The sequence below is a fragment of the Nostoc sp. C117 genome (assembly GCF_043099735.1).
GTDB lineage: Bacteria > Cyanobacteriota > Cyanobacteriia > Cyanobacteriales > Nostocaceae > Nostoc.
In genome coordinates this window covers 4,528,343-4,550,176 of the sequence record NZ_CP170991.1, presented here as the reverse complement: position 1 = coordinate 4,550,176, position 21,834 = coordinate 4,528,343, and the positions used below count along the sequence as shown (strand labels likewise).

Below are 21,834 nucleotides of genomic sequence, written 5' to 3'. Positions count from 1 at the left end.
CCCATTAATAAAGTTCTCAAGCCGCCTTAGGAACAAGAATTCGCCAAGATTTTTTTGTGTGTGTAACCCTTTTTTATTACCTTGGGTAGAGAATAATAGAGGCTAAGTGATTAAAGTGATGTAGGATCGAAAAATTAGCGATCGCATATCCACCAGAAATTACCCAAACGAATTTAAAAGACTATTATCTTGGTGAAGGCATATTGTTCTATCCAGCTAAAGAGGTAGGTAGACTGAACTGGCTGAGAAAAGGGGTAGAAGATTACGAATATCTCAAAATAGTTAAAAGTAGCGATCGCCAACAGTCAGTACTTGGATTATCTTCGCGTGTCAGTTTTAACTATAAACACTGAACACGAGATACAAATCTGATGGAATCAATCCGGCGACAGTTGGGCGAGGAAATAGACAAACTATCTTCTCAATAAGCATCTTGATAAATTCATCATTACTTTGATTAAAATTTAGATATTTTTTATATATTCAAGTGAATATAATTTTTTCGTGTTTAAATATACTTTATACTTATTATTACTAGGTTCTAAATATGGTATGGAGTTTCCTAATAACTGTGAAATACATTTCAAAACCTCAGTACCAGCCCCTCTCAGAACTCACGGAGAGGAGTTAAAGCTGTGCTTTATTGCGGCAAGGTTAAGCTGTACCTCAGTCGCTTAGGAAACGCTATATCACAACTAAAAAGCAAGCAAAGTTTTAGTTTCAAAAGCAATTAAAAATATGAATCTACCAGAAGAATACAAAAATAATAATTCATTCACAGCCGAACAAGACGGAACAAATTCATCAATGAATGAATTACAGTTTAGTAATAAAAATATTGGCGAAAGCAGAAATTTAGATAAAGTTAGAGAAATTCTTTTTGGCAATCAAGTTCGGGATATTGAAAAAAGGTTTAACCGCCTAGAAGAACGTCTAATTAAGGAATTTTCTAACGTACAAGATGAGACTAGAAAGCGTCTAGATGCTTTAGAAATTTATATTAAGCAAGAAATTGATTCTTTAACACAGCGCTTAATCAATGAGCAGATAGAACGTGATGGTCAGGTGAAAGCAGTTGCTCAAGAAAATAAAAATATAACTATGAATTTAGAAAAAAAACTTACTGAATTTGATGAACAAACAATAAAAAGCCAACGAGAGTTACGCGAGCAGATTCTCAATCAATCTAAAAGCTTACAAGACGATATTCAGCAAAAATCTCAAGAAATCCTCGCTTTACTAGAAAGGGAAGCTCAAGAGCTTCGGAAAAATAAAACTGACCGTTCTAATCTTGCTGCTATGTTTACAGAATTAGCCATACAGTTAAACGGAGAACACAAGTATTGAACTCAGGATCGGGAAATAAAAAGTTGACTGTTTAATCAATAAAAATTCCGAACTAAATATGTTTTCTGTAAGGCTAGCGGATAAATATTGGTTGAAAAAACCTTAAGTGTGGAGATAAAAATATTAAATAATCCCATACTTAAAATCGATACATTTATGCTTGAATTCTTCAAAATTTAGAGTTATAAATTTTGAATTATTACTCCTATTTACAACAAAATGCTATTTCAAATCAATTGTGAATTTGGAGATTTTGATCGTGTGTGAATATTCAACAAATCAAATATCAAAAGCATCCTCTGAGGGTTTGAACAGCAACAGTCAAAACTCTGAAATTAACGATGAACTAACTATACTCCGCAGTTTACTTTTAGATATTGAGCCAACTGAATTAAAAAAACTTTATGAGCGATTAAAAAATACTCAGATTCAACCAAAAGATATTGGTGACATGCTTCCAGAAGCTGTAATTTTGCGGTCAAAGCAAGATAAACAACTTGGAGAAGTAATGGTATCAACTGTTGAAGAAGCAATTGAAGTTTCTGTTAAACAAAACTACAATGTGCTTGCAGATACATTATTTCCAGTTATTGGGCCAGCTACTCGAAAGGCAATTTCCACGGCTCTTGAGGAAATGATGCAATCTATGAATCAAACTCTAGAACATAGCTTGTCACCAGAGAGTTTTAAGTGGAGACTAGAAGCGCAACGCACAGGAAAATCATTTGCAGAAATTGTGCTGCTACGAACGCTAGTTTACCGAGTAGAACAAATATTTTTGATTCACAAGGAATCTGGATTATTGCTTCAACATTTAGTCACAAAGCAGGTAGTTATTCAAGATCCAGATTTAGTAGCTGCTATGTTGACAGCTATCCAGGACTTTATCAAAGATTCCTTTAGTGTACAAAAAGGAGATGGGGTAAAAAGTTTACGCTTTGGAGAATTAGTGATTTGGATTGAAGAGGGGCCGCAAGCCTTAATAGCAGGTATTATTCGAGGAAACCCTCCTCAAGAATTAAGGTTAATTTTACAAAAAGCAATAGAAAAAATTCACCTCAATCTTAGTAGAGAAATTAAAAATTTTACAGGGGAAATAGAAGTATTTGAGGCAAGTAAGCGTTATCTAGAAGATTGTCTGATAGTTCAGTATGAATCTGCGACTAAAAAAAATTATACTTATGCTTGGGCTTTATTCGGTGCGATCGCGATCGCTTGTGGGATTTGGAGCTTTTTTACTATTAGAGAACAAATCCGTTGGCAATCCTATCTCCAAAAACTTAACTCTCAGCCAGGAATTATTGTGATTAACTCCAAGCAAAGTTTTGGAAAATATTTTATTACAGGAATCCGAGATCCTTTAGCAGTTGATCCCAATATACTCATAGAACAAACAAATCTCAATCCCAAAACAGTAATCAGCCAGTGGAAACCTTACTTATCTTTGGAGCCAGAATTTACTACCAAAAGAGCTAAAGAATTGTTGCATCCTCCAGCAACTGCCTCACTAAAAGTTGATAAAAACGGTATTCTTAGCGCTACTGGTTATGCATCTCGTCAATGGATTTTGGAAGCACAAAAATTATGGTATTTTATTCCTGGTATTACTCAATTTCAGGATAAAAATATTGTGGAAATAGAACTTACTCAATTGGAGATATATAAAAAACAAATAGAGCAAAAAATATTATTCTTTTCAGAAGGAACAACTGAATTTATACCTGGGGAAGTTACTAAGCTACCTAATTTAGCGATATCAATTCGCCAGTTTTTGGATATTGCTAACTATTTGGGTAAAAATGTCCAAATTCAAATTATTGGACATACCAATAACACTGGAACGGAGCAAAAAAATATCATTCTTAGTCAAGCTCGTGCTGAGAAAATTCTATCTTATTTAAAATCGCAAGAAATCAACCCAAACCAACTCAAAGCAATAGGTGTAAGTTATAGCCAACCTTTCCAGCTAGAAGTGACATCAGAATCTAAAAATATTCGTAGTCGTAGAGTATCTTTCAAAGTATTTATAACTAATAAACCTAACTAAAGTTATATATTACTCCTGTTTGATTTTTGATAAGCCAGGTACAACTCAAGGAACCTTCTTATAAGATTGCCTATTACCTATAATCTCCCAAATTAAATTAGTTCTCCAAATCAAACCGGATTCCTATATCAATATATGATAATCCAGAAAAAAATTTGTATGGTCGGTGCATTTGCTACAGGTAAAACTAGTTTAGTCACGAGGTTTGTCCATAGTATTTTTTCTGAAAAATACCATACTACTGTGGGTGTAAAGATTGATAAAAAAATTATAGATATTGAAGAAAATAAACTAAATTTAATCCTTTGGGATCTTTATGGAGAAGATGAATTTCAAAAAGTACGAATGTCTTATTTACGAGGTTGCGCTGGTTATTTATTAGTCGTAGATGGTACTAGACATCATACTTTAGAAAAAGCTTTTGATTTACAAACAAGAGTAGAAAATGCCATTGGGCAAGTACCATTTATTTTGGTAATCAACAAATGGGACATCACAGATGAATGGGAAATCGAATCTACTGAAATAGATGATGTTATAGAAAAAGGTTGGACTGTGATTAAAACAAGTGCTAAAAATGGTTTGGGTGTAGAAGAACTTTTTCAAACTCTTGCTAAGAAAATCTTAGATTGTTAAATGCTAGATGTCCCAACTTCTGTAATTACCTATCTTCTCAATTTTTTGACAGCAGAACGTTCTCTCGCTTATCTGTTGGTTAAAAAAGATGGTAGCCTATTAGATTGGGGTGGCAAATTGGCAGAATATGGAATTACGAACCTTAGTAAAGGAGAAAATATCAAAGAGCAAGTTTTTTTTCTGGAAGGGTTACTACCATTAGATGATGATTCCCTATTTTTACCATTCATCAAAACAGAGTATGGCAGTTGTGTGGATGTTCATATATTCACCACCAACGAAGGAGATTGGGTGTTACTTTTAGATAGTAGCTGCGATGAAAATCAGATCTTCGCTACTCAACAGAAAGCTAATGAATTCAATCTTTTACAAGAAAAATCAAATAGAGAATTATCTTAATCACTTTAAATAAAATTAATTATAGTAATATGAATACATCTATCACAAATGATGTGCTTGGTGCTTTAAACATTCTAGCATTAGAGTATATTAATGCAGGTTTATTTAAAATAATTGGGAGTATACCTGAGTGGTTAAATCAATTTTGTCCTCATAAATTAACGCTAGGAATGAATATATCAATACCAGAAGAACAGTTTTGTTTTTTAAAGAACTTTTTAATTGATGCTGAAGAATTTTGGAGAAATCATGGTGGTAAAAAACTCAGTTCAGGTTTATGGACTGAAATAGATGCAACTGGACAAGAATATCAATTTGAAGCTTATGCAATTTTTGTAAATAATAGAAAAATTCTATTAATTGAGTCCTTAGAAGATACTTATAAAGATAAACAACATCTTATACAAAAAGGTAGAGAATATCATTTAATTTACGCTCAATTGCTGAAAGATAATCTAAAAAAAGATGTTTTAATTCATTGTGTTATTCATGATATAGCAGGACAATTAAGTGCTATAAATTGCTGTTTCTCACTGCTAGAATTTGAGAATTTAACACCTAAAGGGAAAGAATATTTAGAAATTGGCATCAAGCAATGCTTGAAACAAGAGATGCTAATTCAGGATATTTTAGCTATTTTTTCTACTGAACTTACATCACTAGAAAACTCTAGTCTCGATGTTGAAAATGCACCGAATTTATTAACTTCCATACAAGAAGTAATTGAGTTCTTTAAGCCTACTTTTGATCTTAATAATATACAATTACAACTTGCCACTGAAATTGATATAACAATAGACTGGACAGTTATTGGAGAAAAATCTCGTTTAGATAGAGTGATTTCTAATTTAGTAGAAAATGCTTATCGTTACAGTGTTCCAGATTCTGTTGTGACTATTGGTTTACAACTGGATAGAGAATATGTTTTAGTTACTGTAGATGATAGTGGTTTAGGTGTAGCGCCAGAAATAGTCAAAAATTTATTTCAAAAGTTTTCCCAAGGCAAAAATAAATCAGGAAGAGCCGGTCTAGGTCTTTATTTTTGTAGAATCACACTTGAACGGTGGGGAGGTAGTATTGGTTATTTACCCCGTCCCGAAGGTGGTTCTAGGTTTTGGTTCCGCTTACCAAGAAGGGAGTCCCGATGAAACGAGTTTCAAAAGCCTTGGATGAAAGAATGATTGGGGACTAGGGACTGGGGACTGGGGATTGGGGACTGGTATTTTTACTCAGCATCGGCTAAACGCCAATAATACTTTCAAGCCAGTACTTGGTAAAGAGGGGAATGAGAATAACACATACTCTTATATATGTGAAGCAAGTCCGATCGCTCCTCCTGTCAGGACTAACCAAGCAGAATTGACTTTAAATCGGAACACAGCGATCGCACTCACAATTACAACAATAATTGTCAACCAATCTACTATTGCAGCTCGTCCTAATGTGTAGGTGACTCCTGCCATTAATCCCAGAGAAGCCGCATTCACACCATCCAAAAATCCACTCGCCCAGGGAGATTGACGCAACTTATCAACCCAGGGGTTAACCACCCACACCAGTACAAAAGCTGGTAAAAAAATGCCGATTGTCGCAGCGATCGCCCCAGCATTTCCTGCTAGCAAATACCCAATAAATGTTGCCGTGGTAAAAACAGGCCCCGGTGTAAACTGCCCGATCGCCACCGCGTCTAAAAGCTGCTGTGAGCTAAGCCAATGGTTACGTTCAACCAATTCCCGTTGCAGAAATGCTAGCAAAACATAACCACTGCCATAGAGAACACACCCAATTTTGAGAAAGAAGAAAAAGACGCTGACCCAATTGACTGATGTGACTACTGCGGTACTACCAACCTGAGCCAAAACACCTGAAAAAGGTAATAGGAATACTCCGCTTGTATGTCCTCTGGTTTGCCAATTCTTCACTAGCATCACAGAGATACCTAGTAAAATCAGCACCAAAATTTCATTCAATCCAGCAAAGTACGCTGCAATTGCAGCCACCCCGGCAATCATTGTTGGCAGGTCTTTGGCTGCCTTTTTACCCAGATTCCACACAGCCTGAAGTACAATCCCAATCATTACAGGTTTAATTCCATAGAGCAGCCATTCCACTTGAGGAACAGTTTGATAGCGAGCATAAATAGCAGCTAATGCCCAAACAATGACCAGGGCAGGGAAAATAAAACAACTTCCCGCAACTAATAAACCACGCCATCCGCCTCTTTCGTAGCCAATGTGAATAGCTAATTCTGTCGAATTGGGGCCTGGAATTAAATTTGTAATCCCCAGTAGATCTAGCAGTTTCTCTCGGCTCATCCATTGACGGCGATTTACTACTTCATTGTCCATCATGGCGATGTGGGCAGCAGGGCCACCAAAGGCGATCGCCCCCAGTCGCAAAAACACCATTGCCAGTTCCGTTAATCGTTGCTTCTGTTCTCTAGAAGTCAGAGCGTTATAGGAAACTGCTTCTTGCTCTTTCTGGATATCCTCAGCTTCCTGAGTCACTACAGTTTTCCTGATTCTTTTTACGATCTTGACAAAATGAATATATAGAATTTCGATAACGAAAATCTACATAATTAGAAGTTGACTCATGCTAGCATGTTCTTGCACTATAAATACTGTAATACAATCAAGATTAAGAAGTATAAATTTGTAATATCAAGGCGTTGCATATTTACAGGATGAATTGAGATTTTTACTAAATGTTAAATATTGATTATTTGCACCTATCCTGTGGGAACAGATAAAGGGGAATACGCGAAACAAAATTCATCCCCTAAATTAGCAACGCCGAATGAGGAATCAATTTTACTTCCTCATCTTCCCACTCCCAAAGCAAATTATATTCTCAATTCTAACCTTGAATTCTAGCTGATGGATAAATTAAATTCTTGTGAGATTTAAAAATTAATTTTCTGATAATTTTTGTACAAATAGGAAGGGATAAAACCTCTTTCATCTCAATAATTCCTAGACTTTTAAGCAAAAGCTATAATTCTATTCAGGAAAAACTCATTTTTCTCACACCCATTTATATTAGAGTTTAATGATTATGTGCATGATTTATGCTTATCTGCAAAGAAGCTGGTAATGTAATAATTATTTAACAGATATTCAACAAGAAGCCTTAGAGATAAATGTCTCAGAAGCAGAACCCATGACTCAACTTTTGCAAAACTTATTGGATCTGGAAAGGGCAAGTAACAGTATGATGCCCTTACAATCTGAATCACTGATACAGAATATTGAATGATGTGGTTGCAGATATCGTGTAGATCGCAGAAAAATTTGACCATCTTAAATCACAGCCGAGCTACGGTAGCACTATGATTCGGAAATTACTTAGTTTATGAGTAAAAATATGACGGCACATATCCTTTTGGTTGAAGATGAAGTGAAACTAGCGCGATTTGTGGAATTAGAACTGAGTAGTGAAGGATACAAAGTTAGCATAGCCCATGATGGTATCACAGGATTGACTTTGGCACGGGAGTCATCGCCAGATTTAGCTGTTCTCGATTGGATGTTACCAGGGCTGTCGGGTTTAGAAATTTGCCGCCGTCTTCGAGCCACAGGCAGTTTAGTACCAGTGATTTTGTTGACAGCAAAAGATGAAGTGAGCGATCGCGTGGCAGGATTAGATGCAGGAGCTGATGATTATGTAGTCAAGCCTTTCAGCATTGAGGAACTCTTAGCAAGAATCCGCGCTCATTTGCGCCGCACTCAAGAAACAGATGAAGACTTGTTGCAATTTGAAGACTTAAGTTTAAATCGTCGCACTCGTCAAGTATTTCGGAGCAAACGAAGCATTGAGCTAACAGCAAAAGAGTTTGATTTATTAGAATATCTACTTTCACATCCCCGTCAGGTATTTACTAGAGATCAAATTCTCGAAAAAGTTTGGGGTTATGATTTCATGGGCGATTCCAATATTATCGAAGTCTATATTCGTTATCTACGCCTAAAATTGGAAGAAAAAAACGAAAAACGTCTAATTTATACAGTGCGTGGTGTAGGGTACGCACTGCGCGAGTAAGGGACTTCCAAATACAAAATAATCAATCGCTTTGCCAAGTTGTTCTTGAGCAGAGGAAGCAGAAGAAGCAGCGAGAGGAGGAACAATACAATTATGGTCTTCGCTCTGAAAAATGGATAATTTAATTTTTGGATGTCCCTAATCTTACCAAAAGCCTGTTTTACTCATGTTGGTACGCGTGGCGTAGCCCATTCTGACTGGTGAATTCTCCTGTTCACTGATGAATAGCACCATCAGGCATAATTGCTCCGGCTAGGTTAGCACCAATTAGTTTAACTAAAAGGCGCTCGCCAGAACGAATCCGCGCTCCGGTTAAATCAGCTCCCCGCAAGTCAGCTCCACTGAGATCTGCACCAATTAAATTAGCCGCACGCAAATTTGCCTCCCTCATATCCGCTAAAAGTAGGTTTGCTCGAAATAAATTAGCTTCAGATAAATTCGCTCCTCTGAGGTTGACTTTGTGCATAAAAGTGTCACTGAGATTAGCACCGCTTAAGTTGGCATAACTGAGATTTCTGCCAGATAAGTCTTTATTGCTCAAATTTGCCCGACTATAGTCCTTACCGCTCAAATCTGGATTGTGCTTAGCTGGTGGGTGATTTGTTTGGCTTGGTGGCGGTTCGTGGTGAGATGGCGGTGAGTGATGTGTCGTTTGATGTTTGGTTTTTAGAGAGCGCAATTTATCACGAGCTTCATTTATCGCCTTCAGCTTGTCCTGTGCCTTCTGCTGTAGGCGGAGGTTTTCCTTAGGAATGCGATCGGGATGCCAAACAAACACTAAATCTTTATAAGCTTGGTTCACTTCCTCAAGTGTTGCCCCAGGCTCTAATTCCAAAACTCTATAGTACCGCTCCAGATCGCTCATACGTCATTTTGGTGGACAGTCAACTTAATTATGAGTGATACAGCGGTCTATCGGCTGCATCTTTTGTCAATTGGGCATTGGGTGTTAGGAGTGCTGAGTTAAGAGTGCTGTTAGCGGATAGCTAAGGTTTAGCCCGTGCTGAGTTAAGAGTGAGGAGTTTTATTTATCTCCTTGTCCCCTTGTCCCCTTGTCCCCTTGTCCCCTTGTCCCCTCCCCTATCTCCCGACCTCCCCATTTCTCCATCGACCGATCGCTCTCAAATATGCTGCAACTGGAATTTGATAAACTTCAATAAAAATCCAAACAATAATTGATAAATGTGACAAAAAAGTTAATATTGTCCAAATATATGGCATCCAAGTAATGGGTTCGTTGAGATTAGGAGGAAAATAATAAGCTACTATGCCAATTAAAGTAGTGGGAAAGATTACAAAAGCAGCAGCGGCTAATCCATAACCCCAACCTAATTCCACACCTTCTAACTGGGCTTCTGTCCAACTAAAACCATTCCAACGCCAAATTAAGGGGGGTTGCCTAGAAGGCATCTTGATTTGCTGTAATTCTAGGTTGACTGTAAAAATCTCTTGACAAAACTCACAAGCCATCGCTTCCATCAATGGCATATGAGAAATCTTACCTATTCGACAGACTGGGCAGGGGTAAACTCCATGATAGTCAAAAGATTTGGCTAAGATTTTAGGACTGGGCATAATGAAACTGGTGATTCTCAAAAGTTGATCTGATCAATGAAGACTTGGATAATTAATGATATATGCCATTTCTCTATTTTCTGAAATCAGCTTTTGCAAGGTAAAAACAGAAGTCAGGAAAATTAAATATTTTCACCTTTGAATTCTGGCTTTTTGAAGTTTTGAAGCACTAAGTCGCTGCTCTGAGTTATCTCTGATTCCTTTAAATTGACTGTATGTTTTCATGAGAAAACCGCTAAATTATCAGGCAAAAGTAAAAATTTAAAAGATAGAAGAATTCAGTATTTGTTTTTACTTTTGACTTTAGAAAAGCAGGCAAACAAGCACCAACACTTCCTAGTGTCTCGTAGAGAAGCGGTACTAATCTTGATTCTCACTGTTCTACTGAGTCTATCGCTTTTTTAACCGTTGTGGGGGTCTTGACACCGCAAACTCTTCCTGTTAATGTTACATTACATAGCTTTAAGTACTTGTAAGTTAAATTTTCTTTCTAGCCAGAGCGCCCAGCAAATGTTTCAGACAAATTCCTACTTTTATTATTGGTTTAGGGTGGTTCACCGGGGGTGAATTAAGTTTCCATATGGAAACCGCCCGGTGAACCGCAGAGCGAACTCTGCGGTTTTTGTTTTTTAAGGAGAATTTCATTGTGACGACTTATTTCGGTAGTTGGTTTTACGGTTTTTACTTCTGGCCCACATATGGTTCCGGGTAAATAGCGTTATGCCAATGAATCCAAACGCGCCCGGAACCCCCTTAAAGGTTTCGGGCTTTTTTAGTTGTTTTTTTGGGGGGTGGGAAGACTTGTACTGAGTTTCGACTACGCAAAAATCGAGCGTTCGCGTAGCGTCTTCGTTAGGAGAAGTCGAGATTCAACTACCGCAAAGCCGAAGTATGGGGAGACGTGGGGAGATGGGGAGAAAATTTCACCCCACCACCCCACCACCCCACCATCCCACGTCTCCCATGCCCAATGCCCAATATCTAATTTTTTAGGAGAATTAAACCATGATTAACGCTAAACTTGCTGCACAATCTCACCCCAACCACCAGACAATCGTCAGACTTTCAGAAAAAGTCGCTTTCGGCGGTGAAGAACTGGTAATTATCGGTGGTCCTTGTACTGTTGAAAGCTTAGAACAAATGGAAATAGTAGCGCAAAAGCTGTCTACTGCATCGGTGCAAGCTTTGCGTGGCGGTGTTTACAAACCCCGTACTTCTCCCTACGCCTTTCAGGGTATGGGTGAGTCAGGATTGGAAATTTTAGCGCGGGTGCGATCGCATTATAATCTTCCCGTTGTCACCGAAGTGATGTCAATTTCTCAAATTGAAGCGATCGCTACTCACGCTGATATGCTTCAAGTCGGTAGCCGCAATATGCAAAACTTCGATTTACTCAAAGCTTTAGGTCAAGCTGGTAAACCCATACTTCTCAAGCGTGGATTAGCAGCGACAATCGAAGAATTCGTGATGGCGGCTGAATATATTCTCAGCCACGGCAATCCTGATGTGGTGTTGTGTGAAAGGGGTATCCGCAGTTTCGATGATTACACCCGCAATGTCCTTGATTTAGGCGCAGTGGCAGCACTGAAACAAATAACTCACCTGCCTGTGATTGTAGATCCTTCCCATGCCGTTGGTAAACGGGAACTTGTGGCACCTTTGGCTAAAGCTGCGATCGCTTGTGGCGCAGATGGATTAATAATTGAGTGTCACCCAGAACCAGAAAAATCTGTTTCTGACGCCCGTCAAGCACTTTCTTTAGAAGATATGGTGGATTTAGTTAATAGCTTAAAGCCTGTGGCAACAGCTGTTGGACGCAGCATATCGCACTCAAAAGGGGTAGGTTCTAAACCTACCCCTTTTGTTTGTGCTGCTTAAATGAAATTTTTAACTTAGTCCCTACCCAATACTGCTTGGATAAACAGGGGAGGCAAAACTCAACCCCAGCCTCCATTTCTTCCACTGCTTCCCCTACTTGCCTCAACCAAGAAATTCCAAAACCTACGCAGTATTGGGTTAAGGGCTACTGGCAAAAATTTTGGCTTTTCGAGACGCGATAAATCACCGTCTCTACAATGTATTGGCTCAATACCTACAAAATTGCTACCAAAACCGCAAATACGCCAATTCTGAGGAGCGAATTCTAGAGATTTTTCGTCATGAATACGCTATTGGGATCGTCGATGTATTCAGCGAAGGGATTTCGGTACTCAAACCCATACCGTGTGTATAAGGCTCGTGCTGGGGCAAACTCTGGACTTGCCCCTGTTTCCAAATTTAGGCAATCGTAAGCACGCTGTTCGGCTTCTTTTATGATGTGTTCAAGAATCTTCGAGGCGACACCCTTACGACGGTGAGCTTTGGCGGTACGCATTGATTTGACTTCACCAGTTTTTGAATCTAGTTCTTTGAGTGCCCCGCATCCAAGTAATTCTTCACCTTCCCAAGCCGAAAAGAAACTAATATTGGGCGATCGTAATGCCTCTAAATCAAGAGCATGAACGCTTTGGAGCGGTGTAATCTCATTCATATTTTCGAGATGTTCTCGAAGAAGGTCAGCGATCTTGTGACCTGTTAGATCGTCTGAGCAAATATGCAATCAACTCATCAATTTGCTAGGAAATTCCACTCTATAGGGATTCAGAGTTATTGAGGAGTTATGCAAATCAAAAATTAATGAAGACTAACTTCAGAACGCAGCAATTTTCTAAATATGTTTACTTACCAAATGTCACAATAGATTCATCCTAAAGTCACAACAGCTTCACCAAAATTTCTCTCTCAAGAGCTAGGCGGAACCAAAAAATATTAGTATACTAATATTTAGCTTGGCTAACATTAAGCTAATCTAGCAAAATTATAAATTACAACGATTTTGCCAAAAATGTCATATCTGGCAACAAACCCTACCCTCCAAAGAATGGGTTATGCTCGTTTTGACAATTTGCGAAAGCGATGCGATCGCTAATGCAACGTGAGTTCGACGGTTAGAAAAAGCCAAAAAAGCTTGCCATATATAGATTTGCACAATTGGGTATTGTTCAGGCGATCGCTACGATTGATTGAGAATCTGTGAAAAAGTGACAAAAAAATGCCGAGACTAAAAATATCTAAGAAAAATCAAGGTCTCGGCTATGTCTACCATTGTATCTCGGCTCGATATCACTCAAATATTCTGGGATGTAGATGATTTCTGTAACCAATGGGAAAATCTATGGCAGCAAATACCACAATTACCGTCTACTTCTGGAGAGCGTCGCAGTAAATCGAGGATGTGTTTATCAGAGGTAATGACAATAGTCATTGCATTTCATGGCAGTGGATATAAGACTTTCAAGGAATTCTACACTCTGCATGTGCTTCAAAGTTGGCATCAAGCATTTCCGAATTTGGTCAGCTACACTCGGTTTGTGGAATTGATGCCTTGGTGCTTAATGTTATTATGTTGCTTTTTACATACACGTACAGGAGAAATTACAGGGATTAGCTTTATTGATTCCACTCCGATTAATGTTTGTCATAACTGTCGAGCCCATTCTCATAAGGTATTTAAAGGCTTAGTAGAATGGGGTAAAAATTCTGTAGGTTGGCACTTTGGATTTAAACTTCATTTGATTATTAATGATTGCGGAGAATTACTTGCATTTTCATTAACTCCGGCGAATGTAGATGACCGAAAACCAGTTCCAGAAATGACTCGTGACTTAATTGGTAAACTTTTTGGTGACAGAGGATACATCTCTCAAAAATTATTTGAGGAGTTATATGAGCGCGGATTGCAGTTAGTCACAAAATCTAAGAAGAAAATGAAAAACCGTTTGGTAAAACTGATTGATAAGATTCTGTTACGCAAACGCGCTGTGATTGAGTCCGTCAATGACCATCTAAAAAATATATGTCAAATCGAACATTCTCGCCATCGTAGTCCATTTAACTTTTTGGTTAATTTAATGGCTGGTTTAGCTGCTTATACTTATTTGCCTAAAAAACCTTCTATTGACATTTACCCAAAAGGCTTACTTGCTCTACCTCCTGCCCTTTTTTAGCTCTGTCGAACTCACGTTAATGCAGTCGCCTAATTTAACTGACCTCATTAAATACTACTTTTTCACCACTATGTGTTTGTGCTTTCCCTTTCGCCTGATTTGTTGATATGCGCTGTTTAATCTCGGTTCAGACGACAAAGCCTTTATATCCAATTTGTCAAAGCATTCCTCGTCTTCATAGCTTGATTGAAAGAGGAAGATTCTGCTTCCTAGTGCTGGGTTTAACCTACTTGTGTGCTGCTTGTAATGCAACTGACGCCCAATCAAGTGGAAAAAAAGCAGATAAAAAGCGAGCTGTACCAGTGGTGGTTACCACTGCTATTCAAAAAACTATTCCAATACAGCTATCTGCTACAGGAACTGTCGAAGCATATTCTACGGTATCTGTCAAGTCACAGGTAAATGGCCAACTTATGGGGGTTTATTTTCAGCCTGACTTTTCCCGTTATTTTCTTGATTGAGCGATCGCGTACTATACCCCTAGCCCAAAGCCCTATTCTCTGGTAATTCATTGTCATTAATTTTAAGTAATTGAGAATAAACTCTAGTCTGAAACCCTTGCCATTTCGTTGTTTCACAACTTAACGGGAAAAGTCAGTATTTGCTGTGCTGTTTCTCAAATCCTTTACCAGTAACTCTTTCAATACTTAACGGGAAAAGTCAGGAATATTTACGCCTTCGTGGGCATTATTTTGTTGGTTGGCATTGTCAAGAAAAATGGGATCATGATGGTTGACTTTGCGATCGTTGCCCGTCAAAACGGCAAAACTCCTTATGATGCTATTTATGAAGCCTGTTTGGTGAGGTTCCGCCCCATTATGATGACCACAATGGCAGCACTGATGGGAACGCTACCCATCGCCCTTGGTTTGGGAGCCGGAGCAGATACACGCCGTCCTCTTGGTTTAGCAGTAGTTGGCGGGTTAGTGTTCTCGCAGTTTCTCACACTTTATTTAACTCCGGTTTTCTACACCTATGTGGAGTCCTGGCAAACAAAGTTTCAAAAACACAGATGGCGCAAACAGTCAGTATAATTCGTAATTCGTAATTCGTAATACTTCTCTACGAGAGGCTGCGCTAACGGCTACGCGGTAGTTGAATCTCGACTCACTTCGACGCCGCTCAGTGCAAGTCGCTCGATTTTTGCGTAGTCGAAACTCAGTACAAGTTCGTAATTCGTAATTATTACTAACTTGTTGCGATTATTGGGATATCCAATCACCAATTTTTCCAGAGTTGAATTTAACGGCAAAACAAATTTTTACTGCTGGGGCGATCGCCTAATACAATTTTAGATTTTGGATTGACGACTTCTCCTTTGCTTCCGCTATTTCTTCATCTATCTACCGTAAAATTGGACTACCATGATGATGAACTAAATACCACTTACTACCAATAAGCTGAAATACATTTGTTGCAGTGGATTGTGCTTCGATTCTTCTCGAACCTACGACTTGAAAGACATTTTCTCTCAGCAGAACATAGGCGATATTATCATTAATTTCTGTAGCAATTATATCTGTATTAATCTCGATGTAAGCGGTGTTTTTAAATATTTGCTCCCAAGAGGTACGAATCTCTTTCCAACCCCGCAGCACATTACTTCCAGGATGAATACAAAAACTACCAGATCCTTGTGACCATACTGCACTCATTGCTTCAATATCTTTTCTTTCAAAAGCTCGATAAAAATTTGTATTAGCCGCTAAAACTTCATCCTTCATATTAAATATTTGGTCATTTGGTCATTTGTCATTAGACCTCTTGCAAAAATATATTTTTGCAAGAGAGGGAAAAGGGACTCATGTTAAAGGGAAAGGATTTTGAGTTTCTTTACCCTTTTCCCCTTCCCCTTTACCCCGACTTTTGCAAGAAGTCTATTCTCATCTTTGCTGTTCTGTCCCCTCTGTCTCGTTCATTACAAAAAAAACTAAGTAGGTCGCCACAATTAAAGCTACAGCAGTTTGCTTTTTAAGTGAGGTACAAAATCCAAGAGTCAAAATCCGAATAAAGAGTTTCTAACTCTTACTTGTGGTTTTATGTGAAAAACATTCTATCTCACTAAAATATCTGCTGGGAGCGATCGCTCCTTTTACTTTGACCTCACTGAGGATTAGAGCGACACAGGAGAATAATTTTGAATTGTCAGGGATTACCAAGAAATAAATTATCCCATCTTGTGGGGTGGACATCTTGTCCGCCCCAAGTTTTGGGCACTCGTGTCGCCCACCCCACAAGAAAAATTGGATGTTTTTTTCTTTGGAAGTCCCTCAATCCCTAACCAATTCCCAATTGTCATGAAATTTTTATATTTTCTCCATGATTTCAGATATAGCTGGTTATAAATGTCATGATTCTATAACAATTTGATCCCAGAATGGCTGATAATTCGTGAAATAGGCAAAAAACCTACTTCTTACCCCTTGATCCCTACATATGCTTAGTGGTTAATATTGACTTAACAAATAAAACTCCTCCGATCCCAAAGAAATGCTAATTTTGGCATACATAAAGAATCAGAGGAAGCAATCTCAATTTAAAAACACAGTAAAAAAACTTAAAAACTGGGCAAAACCAGGAGTCAGGAATAAGAAATTCATCTGGAATGGATGACATTTAATATCGCATTCTTTAACCAGGCGAAATCATTTACCGCTTAAACTACTGGAGGCCAAATTAATGGCAAAAGAACGCCCGCCACTAGAGGAGATGACCTTACGGCAACTACGCAGAGTTGCTAGCGAATATAGTATCTCTCGCTATAGCCGAATGCGTAAATCCCAATTGCTGGCATCAATTCAAGAAGTCCAGCGCACGAAAATTTCGCTCAGTCCATCTCGTTCATTGGAGGCTCAGGAAACCGTGGAAGCAGCTAAGTTTGAATTAGGTCAGGAAGATCGTACCGGTGGGTTTCTTGCTGATGTTGATGAAGGACTCCCAGACCTACCCTCTGGTTATGGTGAAAGCCGGATTGTACTCTTACCCCGCGATCCTCAATGGGCTTACACTTACTGGGATGTTCCCAATGAACATAAAGAAGAACTGCGCCGCCAAGGGGGACAACAACTGGCACTGCGAATTTATGATGTTACCGATGTCAATCTAGATTTTCAAAGCCCCCACAGCATTCAAGAATATCCTGCTGATGAACTAGCAAGAGAATGGTATCTACCAATTCCAGTGAGCGATCGCGATTATGTTATCGATATCGGCTATCGTGCTGCTGATGGCCGCTGGTTAATACTATCTCGTTCCGCTAGAGTACACATTCCTCCCGTCTATCCTTCAGACTGGATTGAAGATGTCTTCATCAGTGTTAACTTTGAAGAAGATCTGCGTGGTAAGACTCAGTACGAATTAGTTCCACCGGCCAAGAAAGTTGCAACTGCTGCAAATGGTGTAAATGCTGTAAATGGTGTAAATGGAAACCCCATCTACGACCAAATCTTTGGCTTAGCCGAATCTGCTGAAGCATTACGGGTTGCTGGTTCTGTATTCGGCTCCATGCAGCAAGTACCAGGCTCAGCACGTCCTGAACAAGCTATCAGTTCCTACATTTTCCCCTCTGGTGTAGGTATGTGGGCAGTTCCCACCGCATCTGGTTTAACCATGTCTGGTGCAGGAATGTCAGGTGTTGGCTTCTCGGCTTCCGCTGTACCAGTGCGTCCGCGCCAGTTCTGGCTAATAGCCGATGCTGAATTGATTGTTTACGGTGCAACTGAACCTGATGCTACCGTAACCATTGGCGGCCGTCCAATTAAACTGAATGCAGATGGTACATTCCGCTTCCAAATGTCCTTCCAAGATGGTTTGATTGACTATCCAATTCTGGCTGTAGCTGCTGATGGTGAGCAAACCCGGTCAATTCAGATGAAATTCAATCGTGAAACACCATCCCGGAATACTAACACCAAAGAAGAAGCTGTTGTAGAATGGTTCTCTTAAGTTTTAGTTCTCAGATGAACTTTAGACTGAAATTTTAAATTATTCCCCGCTATAGTAATTCTGTAGCGGGTTTTTTACATTATTATGCTGACAAAAAAGTTACTTTTGTTATTTATCGTGATAATTGCTGCAACCTTGTTACCAGGTTGTCAAAAAATGGCAGCAAATTCAGTACCAAAAGTATCTAAAATTTGTCCTGGTAAAGATGCAAACTTCAGTATTGAGTTTTTTAAAACTAATAATCAAGGTCAGAAAAATCAAAAAGGTATTAATCATGTGATTATTTTTAATCCTAAATCAGCAGAACTAGATTTTAAAGTTAATGTTGGCTTATCTCATAAACTCTATGCTAAAGATGCTAAAGGTAAATTCCGTAAAGAATATGTACCGAAACAGTTTCGTGAACTCATTATTGGTGATAATGCCAAATTAAATGGACAGCTACCCATTGCTGCAATTAATGCCGACTATATAGGCACTGACAATCAACCACAAGGCTTAAATATTTCTCGTGGCGTAGAGTATTCCGGAGCATTTAAAAATAAGCGTTCTTCCTTTGGCATATCAGGAGGTACACCCACACAACGACAGGCCACTATCCAGGCTGGTAGAAGAACAGACAATATTCTCAATTACAATTTAGTGGGAGGTAATGGCAGATTTTATCGTCAGGGTAAGTTTAAAAATATTTGTCAGGATTTGGGAGAATTTGCTTGTAAAGGTGCAATTAATCGCTCTATGGCAGCTATCACTAATCAAGGATATGTAATACTATTAGTTAATGACTTGAAAGCTAATTCAGAGATTGAGTTGTCTCAAGTTAATCAAGAGTTACTGCCAAATATGTTTGATAATCTTTTGCAAGGGATTGCTAGCAATAACTGTTTAGGAAAGATTCAAGAAGGAATTTTATTTGATGGAGGTATGTCTCCAGGATTGTATTATAACCAAAAAATTTATGTAGAAAATTCTGGCCCGATTGGTTCGGTTTTTTTGATTTATAAAAAATAAAATAAATGTAGAGGCTAGATGTACAAAAGGCTGGCTTATGACACCTGAAGAAATTGCGGATACTCTAACAGAATTATTTGGTACATCATCTGTTGGTGCCATCGTCCCGAATTTATGGGAAGTAAACACTTCTGCTTTTCGGCTTTTAGTGCTGCTTTCCCAAGATCATACTTGGCTGCGAGTCTTACTACCAATTGCACCTTTACAAGAAGCCCAATCTTTTTTAGCAGAGTTTTTGTCAGCTAACTTTGATGAAACTCAGGAAGTACGGTATGCTTTGCATGATGGTAAAATTTGGGCAGTATTCCATCATAATAGTAGGACTTTGGTAAGAGGAGATTTTGAAAGTGCGATCGCTCGACTGGTATCTCTACATCAAACTGGTTTAGATAATGTCTTCAATCGATTGGTTGAAAGTCGCATCCGCCAAATTATCCAAGCAGCAAAACTGCAAGGACAATCTCTGCAAGCTACAATGCAAAGTTTAGAACGCTTTTATGCAGAAGGAATGATGGGTGAAATCAATCAAACCCCAGAGGGGCGAGAACAAGCCTTAACTGCTTGGCGGCGTCAGTTAGAACGCTTATGGAATGAGATATAAATTTAAAAATTAAAAAGAGAAAAGTAAAAAGAAAACCCTTAAACAATCAAAAATTAGTTTTTAATGAATTATGGATATTATTGAAATCCTCAAAGAAGACTATAAAAGATTCCCAGTAAATCAAACTTACAGCATTTACGCTCCAGACGTTTATTTTCAAGACCCAATGAATAAATTTCGTGGAGTTAAACGCTACAAAGAAATGATTAATTTCATCCAAAATTGGTTTTTAAATCCCAAAATGGACTTACATAATATTCAACGTTTAGGAGACACAATTAAAACAGAGTGGACACTCAGTTGGAATACCCCTATCCCTTGGAAGCCACGTATTTCCATTCCTGGTTGGAGTGAATTAGGCGTTAACTCTGATGGTTTAATTGTCTCCCATATTGATTATTGGAATTGTTCGCGCCTAGATGTGGTAAAGCAGCATTTTTTCTCTTCAAAAAAATCATATTGAAATAACTGAAGAGTTGATTGCTACTACACTAAAGGTAATAAAGAAAGTCATTAATCTTTATGACGGCTGCCAAGAATCCTGAAATCCCTACTGAATTAACTATACATCCAGAAGCAGAAGATATTATCATTCCACCTAGTGATTTATGGAGTGATGAACCTCCTTTGGAAAGCGATTTGCACCGTGACCAAATCGAACTACTATTGGCGTGTCTGAAATGGTGGTGGCGTAACCGGACTGATTTTTATGCAACTGGAAATTTAACGATTTACTTTAGCCCAGAACAGATTACCACGCGAGACTTTAGAGGTCCAGATTTTTTTGTCGTCAAGGATTGTGAAAATCGCCCCCGCAAAAGTTGGGTATTATGGGCAGAACAAGGAAAGTATCCCAATGTCATTATTGAATTACTTTCTAATAGCACCGCCAAGGTTGATAAAGGTCTTAAATTTGAACTTTACCAAGAGACTTTTCGCACGCCGGAATATTTTTGGTTTCACCCCAATACTTTGGAATTTAAAGGATTTCGTTTAGTGGGTGGTAAATATCAACCTTTGGAAGCAAATCCTGATGGGTGGCTATGGAGTCAGCAGTTAGAGTTATTTTTAGGAGTGTATGAGTCAAAATTACGGTTTTTTAACGCGGATAAGCAGTTAGTAGCGACCCCAGAAGAAAGGGCGCAAGCAGCAGAACGAGAAGCTGAGGCTGAACGACAACAGAGGGAACTTGCACAGCAGGAAGTGGAAGAACTGAAGGCTAGATTGAAGGGGTTAGGAGTTGATACTGAACAGTTAGAGTAGGAAGCAATTTGGCTGAATTTTAATTTCTTTAGTTAATTACTTTTTCTATACCTTACTTGTGCGGGAACAGTTATAAGTACTACTTATCTTTCTCTTCATCTAGTGCTTTTTGAATAGCACGACGGCAAAATTCTGGAGGGTCATCTTTAGCTTTTACCTCTTCCTTCATTTCCTTGGTGACTCGCAAGTGTATGTATTCAGTCAATGGTTTATCTCTGTCAGTTTTAAAACCATGATTTTTAATTTCTGGATTGCCACGATTATCTTTAGACACTTTACGTTACTTAACAAAGCTGGATTAATTGATATACATATTGAATAATGATTTTATTAGTGGGTATTTCGCCTGAGAAACTAGATACCCACCAAATATCCACCATCAAAAATGGACACTTCTATTTTATGTTCACGCGTTCCGAGTTAGAAATCAAAACCATGCGAGAATTACGAAGCCGACAGGTAACGCAGGATACAAAACAAGGTACATCACTTCTTTGATGGCATTTCCACAATTAGCACTACATCAGATGCAAGAGGGAAGAGGGTTAAAGGCTCCCAGTTTCAATACTTCTCGGTTAAGGGGAAAAGAGGAAAGGGAAAAGGGAAAGAAAAAACCTTTAACCCTTACCCTTTACCCTTTTCCCCAAACCCGATTCCGAGTTAAAAATGCAAAACCCGAGAAGTATTGCTCCCAGTTTCATCACTTTTGAGTATATTGGCGCAGCGATAGATGAGATGAGTTCACCTACAGATGAGCAAATAGCATTGATTCGGATGACGCTAGAAGGGAGGAGAATGATTTACCCAGATAGATTTGAACAAGAAAAGCTGTTGAACTTGCATAAAGCGAAGATGCATATTGAGCAAGCTTTTGCCATGTTGAGTCAGTAAACAGCTATGTAGGTTGGATTCAAGAAAGTGAA

At 38.6% G+C, this 21,834-nt stretch carries 22 protein-coding genes; 16 read left to right on the top strand and 6 right to left on the bottom strand.

Annotation, left to right across the window (positions count from 1 at the left end):
- The first annotated feature begins 738 nt into the window (after positions 1–738).
- The 5 genes from ACFG4S_RS19745 (at position 739) to ACFG4S_RS19725 (ending at position 5,577) form a co-directional block, all read left to right on the top strand.
- A complete protein-coding gene (locus ACFG4S_RS19745; protein ID WP_392530730.1) occupies positions 739–1,347 on the top strand; it encodes a hypothetical protein in 609 nt (202 codons plus the stop codon).
- 259 nt (positions 1,348–1,606) lie between these two features.
- Positions 1,607–3,394, top strand: coding sequence for an OmpA family protein (locus ACFG4S_RS19740; protein ID WP_392530729.1), 1,788 nt, complete (start codon positions 1,607–1,609; stop codon positions 3,392–3,394).
- A gap of 138 nt (positions 3,395–3,532) precedes the next feature.
- Positions 3,533–4,030, top strand: a complete 498-nt coding sequence (locus ACFG4S_RS19735; protein WP_392536027.1) for a Rab family GTPase — start codon at positions 3,533–3,535, stop codon at positions 4,028–4,030.
- Complete coding sequence (locus ACFG4S_RS19730) at positions 4,031–4,429, top strand: hypothetical protein (RefSeq protein ID WP_392530728.1); 399 nt, start codon at positions 4,031–4,033, stop codon at positions 4,427–4,429. It abuts the gene before it with no gap.
- 29 nt (positions 4,430–4,458) lie between these two features.
- On the top strand, positions 4,459–5,577 hold the full coding sequence (locus ACFG4S_RS19725; RefSeq protein WP_392530727.1) for a sensor histidine kinase: 1,119 nt from the start codon (positions 4,459–4,461) through the stop codon (positions 5,575–5,577).
- Positions 5,578–5,733: 156 nt separating this feature from the next.
- On the opposite strand, the gene ACFG4S_RS19720 is transcribed toward ACFG4S_RS19725, so the two are convergent.
- Positions 5,734–6,936, bottom strand: coding sequence for a chromate transporter (locus ACFG4S_RS19720; RefSeq protein ID WP_392530726.1), 1,203 nt, complete (start codon positions 6,934–6,936; stop codon positions 5,734–5,736).
- An 859-nt stretch (positions 6,937–7,795) separates the two neighbouring features.
- Between ACFG4S_RS19720 and ACFG4S_RS19715 the strand changes: the two genes are divergently transcribed.
- Positions 7,796–8,470, top strand: a complete 675-nt coding sequence (locus tag ACFG4S_RS19715) for a response regulator transcription factor (protein ID WP_392530725.1) — start codon at positions 7,796–7,798, stop codon at positions 8,468–8,470.
- Between the two features lie 214 nt (positions 8,471–8,684).
- Here ACFG4S_RS19715 and ACFG4S_RS19710 read toward each other — a convergent pair whose 3' ends face one another.
- Together ACFG4S_RS19710 and ACFG4S_RS19705 are read right to left on the bottom strand one after the other, a co-directional pair.
- A complete protein-coding gene (locus ACFG4S_RS19710) occupies positions 8,685–9,335 on the bottom strand; it encodes a pentapeptide repeat-containing protein (protein ID WP_392530724.1) in 651 nt (216 codons plus the stop codon).
- 215 nt (positions 9,336–9,550) lie between these two features.
- Positions 9,551–10,045 (bottom strand): hypothetical protein, encoded by a 495-nt coding sequence (locus ACFG4S_RS19705; protein ID WP_392530723.1) that lies wholly within the window; start codon positions 10,043–10,045, stop codon positions 9,551–9,553.
- A gap of 1,005 nt (positions 10,046–11,050) precedes the next feature.
- Here ACFG4S_RS19705 and aroF point away from each other — a divergent pair.
- Positions 11,051–11,923, top strand: a complete 873-nt coding sequence (aroF, locus tag ACFG4S_RS19700; RefSeq protein ID WP_392530722.1) for a 3-deoxy-7-phosphoheptulonate synthase — start codon at positions 11,051–11,053, stop codon at positions 11,921–11,923.
- Between the two features lie 265 nt (positions 11,924–12,188).
- Here the strand turns inward: aroF and ACFG4S_RS19695 are convergent, their stop codons facing one another.
- Entirely contained in the window at positions 12,189–12,575 is a 387-nt protein-coding gene (locus ACFG4S_RS19695; protein WP_392530721.1) for a GNAT family N-acetyltransferase, read from the bottom strand.
- Between the two features lie 604 nt (positions 12,576–13,179).
- Here ACFG4S_RS19695 and ACFG4S_RS19690 point away from each other — a divergent pair.
- From ACFG4S_RS19690 to ACFG4S_RS19680, 3 genes are all read left to right on the top strand, one after another.
- A complete protein-coding gene (locus ACFG4S_RS19690; RefSeq protein ID WP_392530720.1) occupies positions 13,180–14,091 on the top strand; it encodes an IS982 family transposase in 912 nt (303 codons plus the stop codon).
- A 107-nt stretch (positions 14,092–14,198) separates the two neighbouring features.
- Positions 14,199–14,552 (top strand): hypothetical protein, encoded by a 354-nt coding sequence (locus tag ACFG4S_RS19685; RefSeq protein WP_392530719.1) that lies wholly within the window; start codon positions 14,199–14,201, stop codon positions 14,550–14,552.
- Positions 14,553–14,771: 219 nt separating this feature from the next.
- On the top strand, positions 14,772–15,125 hold the full coding sequence (locus tag ACFG4S_RS19680; RefSeq protein ID WP_392530718.1) for an efflux RND transporter permease subunit: 354 nt from the start codon (positions 14,772–14,774) through the stop codon (positions 15,123–15,125).
- 309 nt (positions 15,126–15,434) lie between these two features.
- Here the strand turns inward: ACFG4S_RS19680 and ACFG4S_RS19675 are convergent, their stop codons facing one another.
- Positions 15,435–15,815, bottom strand: a complete 381-nt coding sequence (locus ACFG4S_RS19675; protein WP_392530717.1) for a nuclear transport factor 2 family protein — start codon at positions 15,813–15,815, stop codon at positions 15,435–15,437.
- 955 nt (positions 15,816–16,770) lie between these two features.
- On the opposite strand from ACFG4S_RS19675, the gene ACFG4S_RS19670 reads away from it, so the two are divergent.
- The 5 genes from ACFG4S_RS19670 to ACFG4S_RS19650 all read left to right on the top strand — a co-directional run bounded on the left by ACFG4S_RS19670 (position 16,771) and on the right by ACFG4S_RS19650 (position 20,911).
- On the top strand, positions 16,771–18,036 hold the full coding sequence (locus tag ACFG4S_RS19670; RefSeq protein WP_392530716.1) for a DUF4912 domain-containing protein: 1,266 nt from the start codon (positions 16,771–16,773) through the stop codon (positions 18,034–18,036).
- An 84-nt stretch (positions 18,037–18,120) separates the two neighbouring features.
- Positions 18,121–19,047 carry a phosphodiester glycosidase family protein gene (locus ACFG4S_RS19665; RefSeq protein WP_392530715.1) on the top strand — a complete coding sequence of 309 codons (927 nt, stop codon included), beginning with the start codon at positions 18,121–18,123 and terminating at the stop codon, positions 19,045–19,047.
- Positions 19,048–19,084: 37 nt separating this feature from the next.
- Entirely contained in the window at positions 19,085–19,648 is a 564-nt protein-coding gene (locus ACFG4S_RS19660) for a hypothetical protein (RefSeq protein WP_392530714.1), read from the top strand.
- 70 nt (positions 19,649–19,718) lie between these two features.
- Positions 19,719–20,111, top strand: a complete 393-nt coding sequence (locus ACFG4S_RS19655; protein ID WP_392530713.1) for a DUF2358 domain-containing protein — start codon at positions 19,719–19,721, stop codon at positions 20,109–20,111.
- Positions 20,112–20,170: 59 nt separating this feature from the next.
- Complete coding sequence (locus ACFG4S_RS19650) at positions 20,171–20,911, top strand: Uma2 family endonuclease (RefSeq protein ID WP_392530712.1); 741 nt, start codon at positions 20,171–20,173, stop codon at positions 20,909–20,911.
- Between the two features lie 79 nt (positions 20,912–20,990).
- Here ACFG4S_RS19650 and ACFG4S_RS19645 read toward each other — a convergent pair whose 3' ends face one another.
- Positions 20,991–21,185: a hypothetical protein gene (locus tag ACFG4S_RS19645; protein WP_392530711.1), complete on the bottom strand. Its 195-nt coding sequence runs from the start codon at positions 21,183–21,185 to the stop codon at positions 20,991–20,993.
- Positions 21,186–21,577: 392 nt separating this feature from the next.
- On the opposite strand from ACFG4S_RS19645, the gene ACFG4S_RS19640 reads away from it, so the two are divergent.
- Positions 21,578–21,802 (top strand): hypothetical protein, encoded by a 225-nt coding sequence (locus tag ACFG4S_RS19640; protein WP_392530710.1) that lies wholly within the window; start codon positions 21,578–21,580, stop codon positions 21,800–21,802.
- Positions 21,803–21,834 lie beyond the last annotated feature (32 nt).

Excerpts from the sequence above, each read along its gene's own strand:
- ACFG4S_RS19715 (WP_392530725.1), top strand. The coding sequence starts at position 7,796 with ATGACGGCACATATCCTTTTGGTTGAAGATGAAGTGAAACTAGCGCGA.
- ACFG4S_RS19640 (WP_392530710.1), top strand. The coding sequence starts at position 21,578 with ATGCAAAACCCGAGAAGTATTGCTCCCAGTTTCATCACTTTTGAGTAT.
- ACFG4S_RS19650 (WP_392530712.1), top strand. The coding sequence starts at position 20,171 with ATGACGGCTGCCAAGAATCCTGAAATCCCTACTGAATTAACTATACAT.
- ACFG4S_RS19655 (WP_392530713.1), top strand. The coding sequence starts at position 19,719 with ATGGATATTATTGAAATCCTCAAAGAAGACTATAAAAGATTCCCAGTA.
- ACFG4S_RS19745 (WP_392530730.1), top strand. The coding sequence starts at position 739 with ATGAATCTACCAGAAGAATACAAAAATAATAATTCATTCACAGCCGAA.
- ACFG4S_RS19670 (WP_392530716.1), top strand. The coding sequence starts at position 16,771 with ATGGCAAAAGAACGCCCGCCACTAGAGGAGATGACCTTACGGCAACTA.
- ACFG4S_RS19710 (WP_392530724.1), bottom strand. The coding sequence starts at position 9,335 with ATGAGCGATCTGGAGCGGTACTATAGAGTTTTGGAATTAGAGCCTGGG.
- ACFG4S_RS19660 (WP_392530714.1), top strand. The coding sequence starts at position 19,085 with ATGACACCTGAAGAAATTGCGGATACTCTAACAGAATTATTTGGTACA.
- ACFG4S_RS19675 (WP_392530717.1), bottom strand. The coding sequence starts at position 15,815 with ATGAAGGATGAAGTTTTAGCGGCTAATACAAATTTTTATCGAGCTTTT.
- ACFG4S_RS19685 (WP_392530719.1), top strand. The coding sequence starts at position 14,199 with ATGCGCTGTTTAATCTCGGTTCAGACGACAAAGCCTTTATATCCAATT.
- ACFG4S_RS19665 (WP_392530715.1), top strand. The coding sequence starts at position 18,121 with ATGCTGACAAAAAAGTTACTTTTGTTATTTATCGTGATAATTGCTGCA.
- ACFG4S_RS19725 (WP_392530727.1), top strand. The coding sequence starts at position 4,459 with ATGAATACATCTATCACAAATGATGTGCTTGGTGCTTTAAACATTCTA.
- ACFG4S_RS19695 (WP_392530721.1), bottom strand. The coding sequence starts at position 12,575 with ATGAATGAGATTACACCGCTCCAAAGCGTTCATGCTCTTGATTTAGAG.
- ACFG4S_RS19690 (WP_392530720.1), top strand. The coding sequence starts at position 13,180 with ATGTCTACCATTGTATCTCGGCTCGATATCACTCAAATATTCTGGGAT.
- ACFG4S_RS19705 (WP_392530723.1), bottom strand. The coding sequence starts at position 10,045 with ATGCCCAGTCCTAAAATCTTAGCCAAATCTTTTGACTATCATGGAGTT.
- ACFG4S_RS19730 (WP_392530728.1), top strand. The coding sequence starts at position 4,031 with ATGCTAGATGTCCCAACTTCTGTAATTACCTATCTTCTCAATTTTTTG.
- aroF (WP_392530722.1), top strand. The coding sequence starts at position 11,051 with ATGATTAACGCTAAACTTGCTGCACAATCTCACCCCAACCACCAGACA.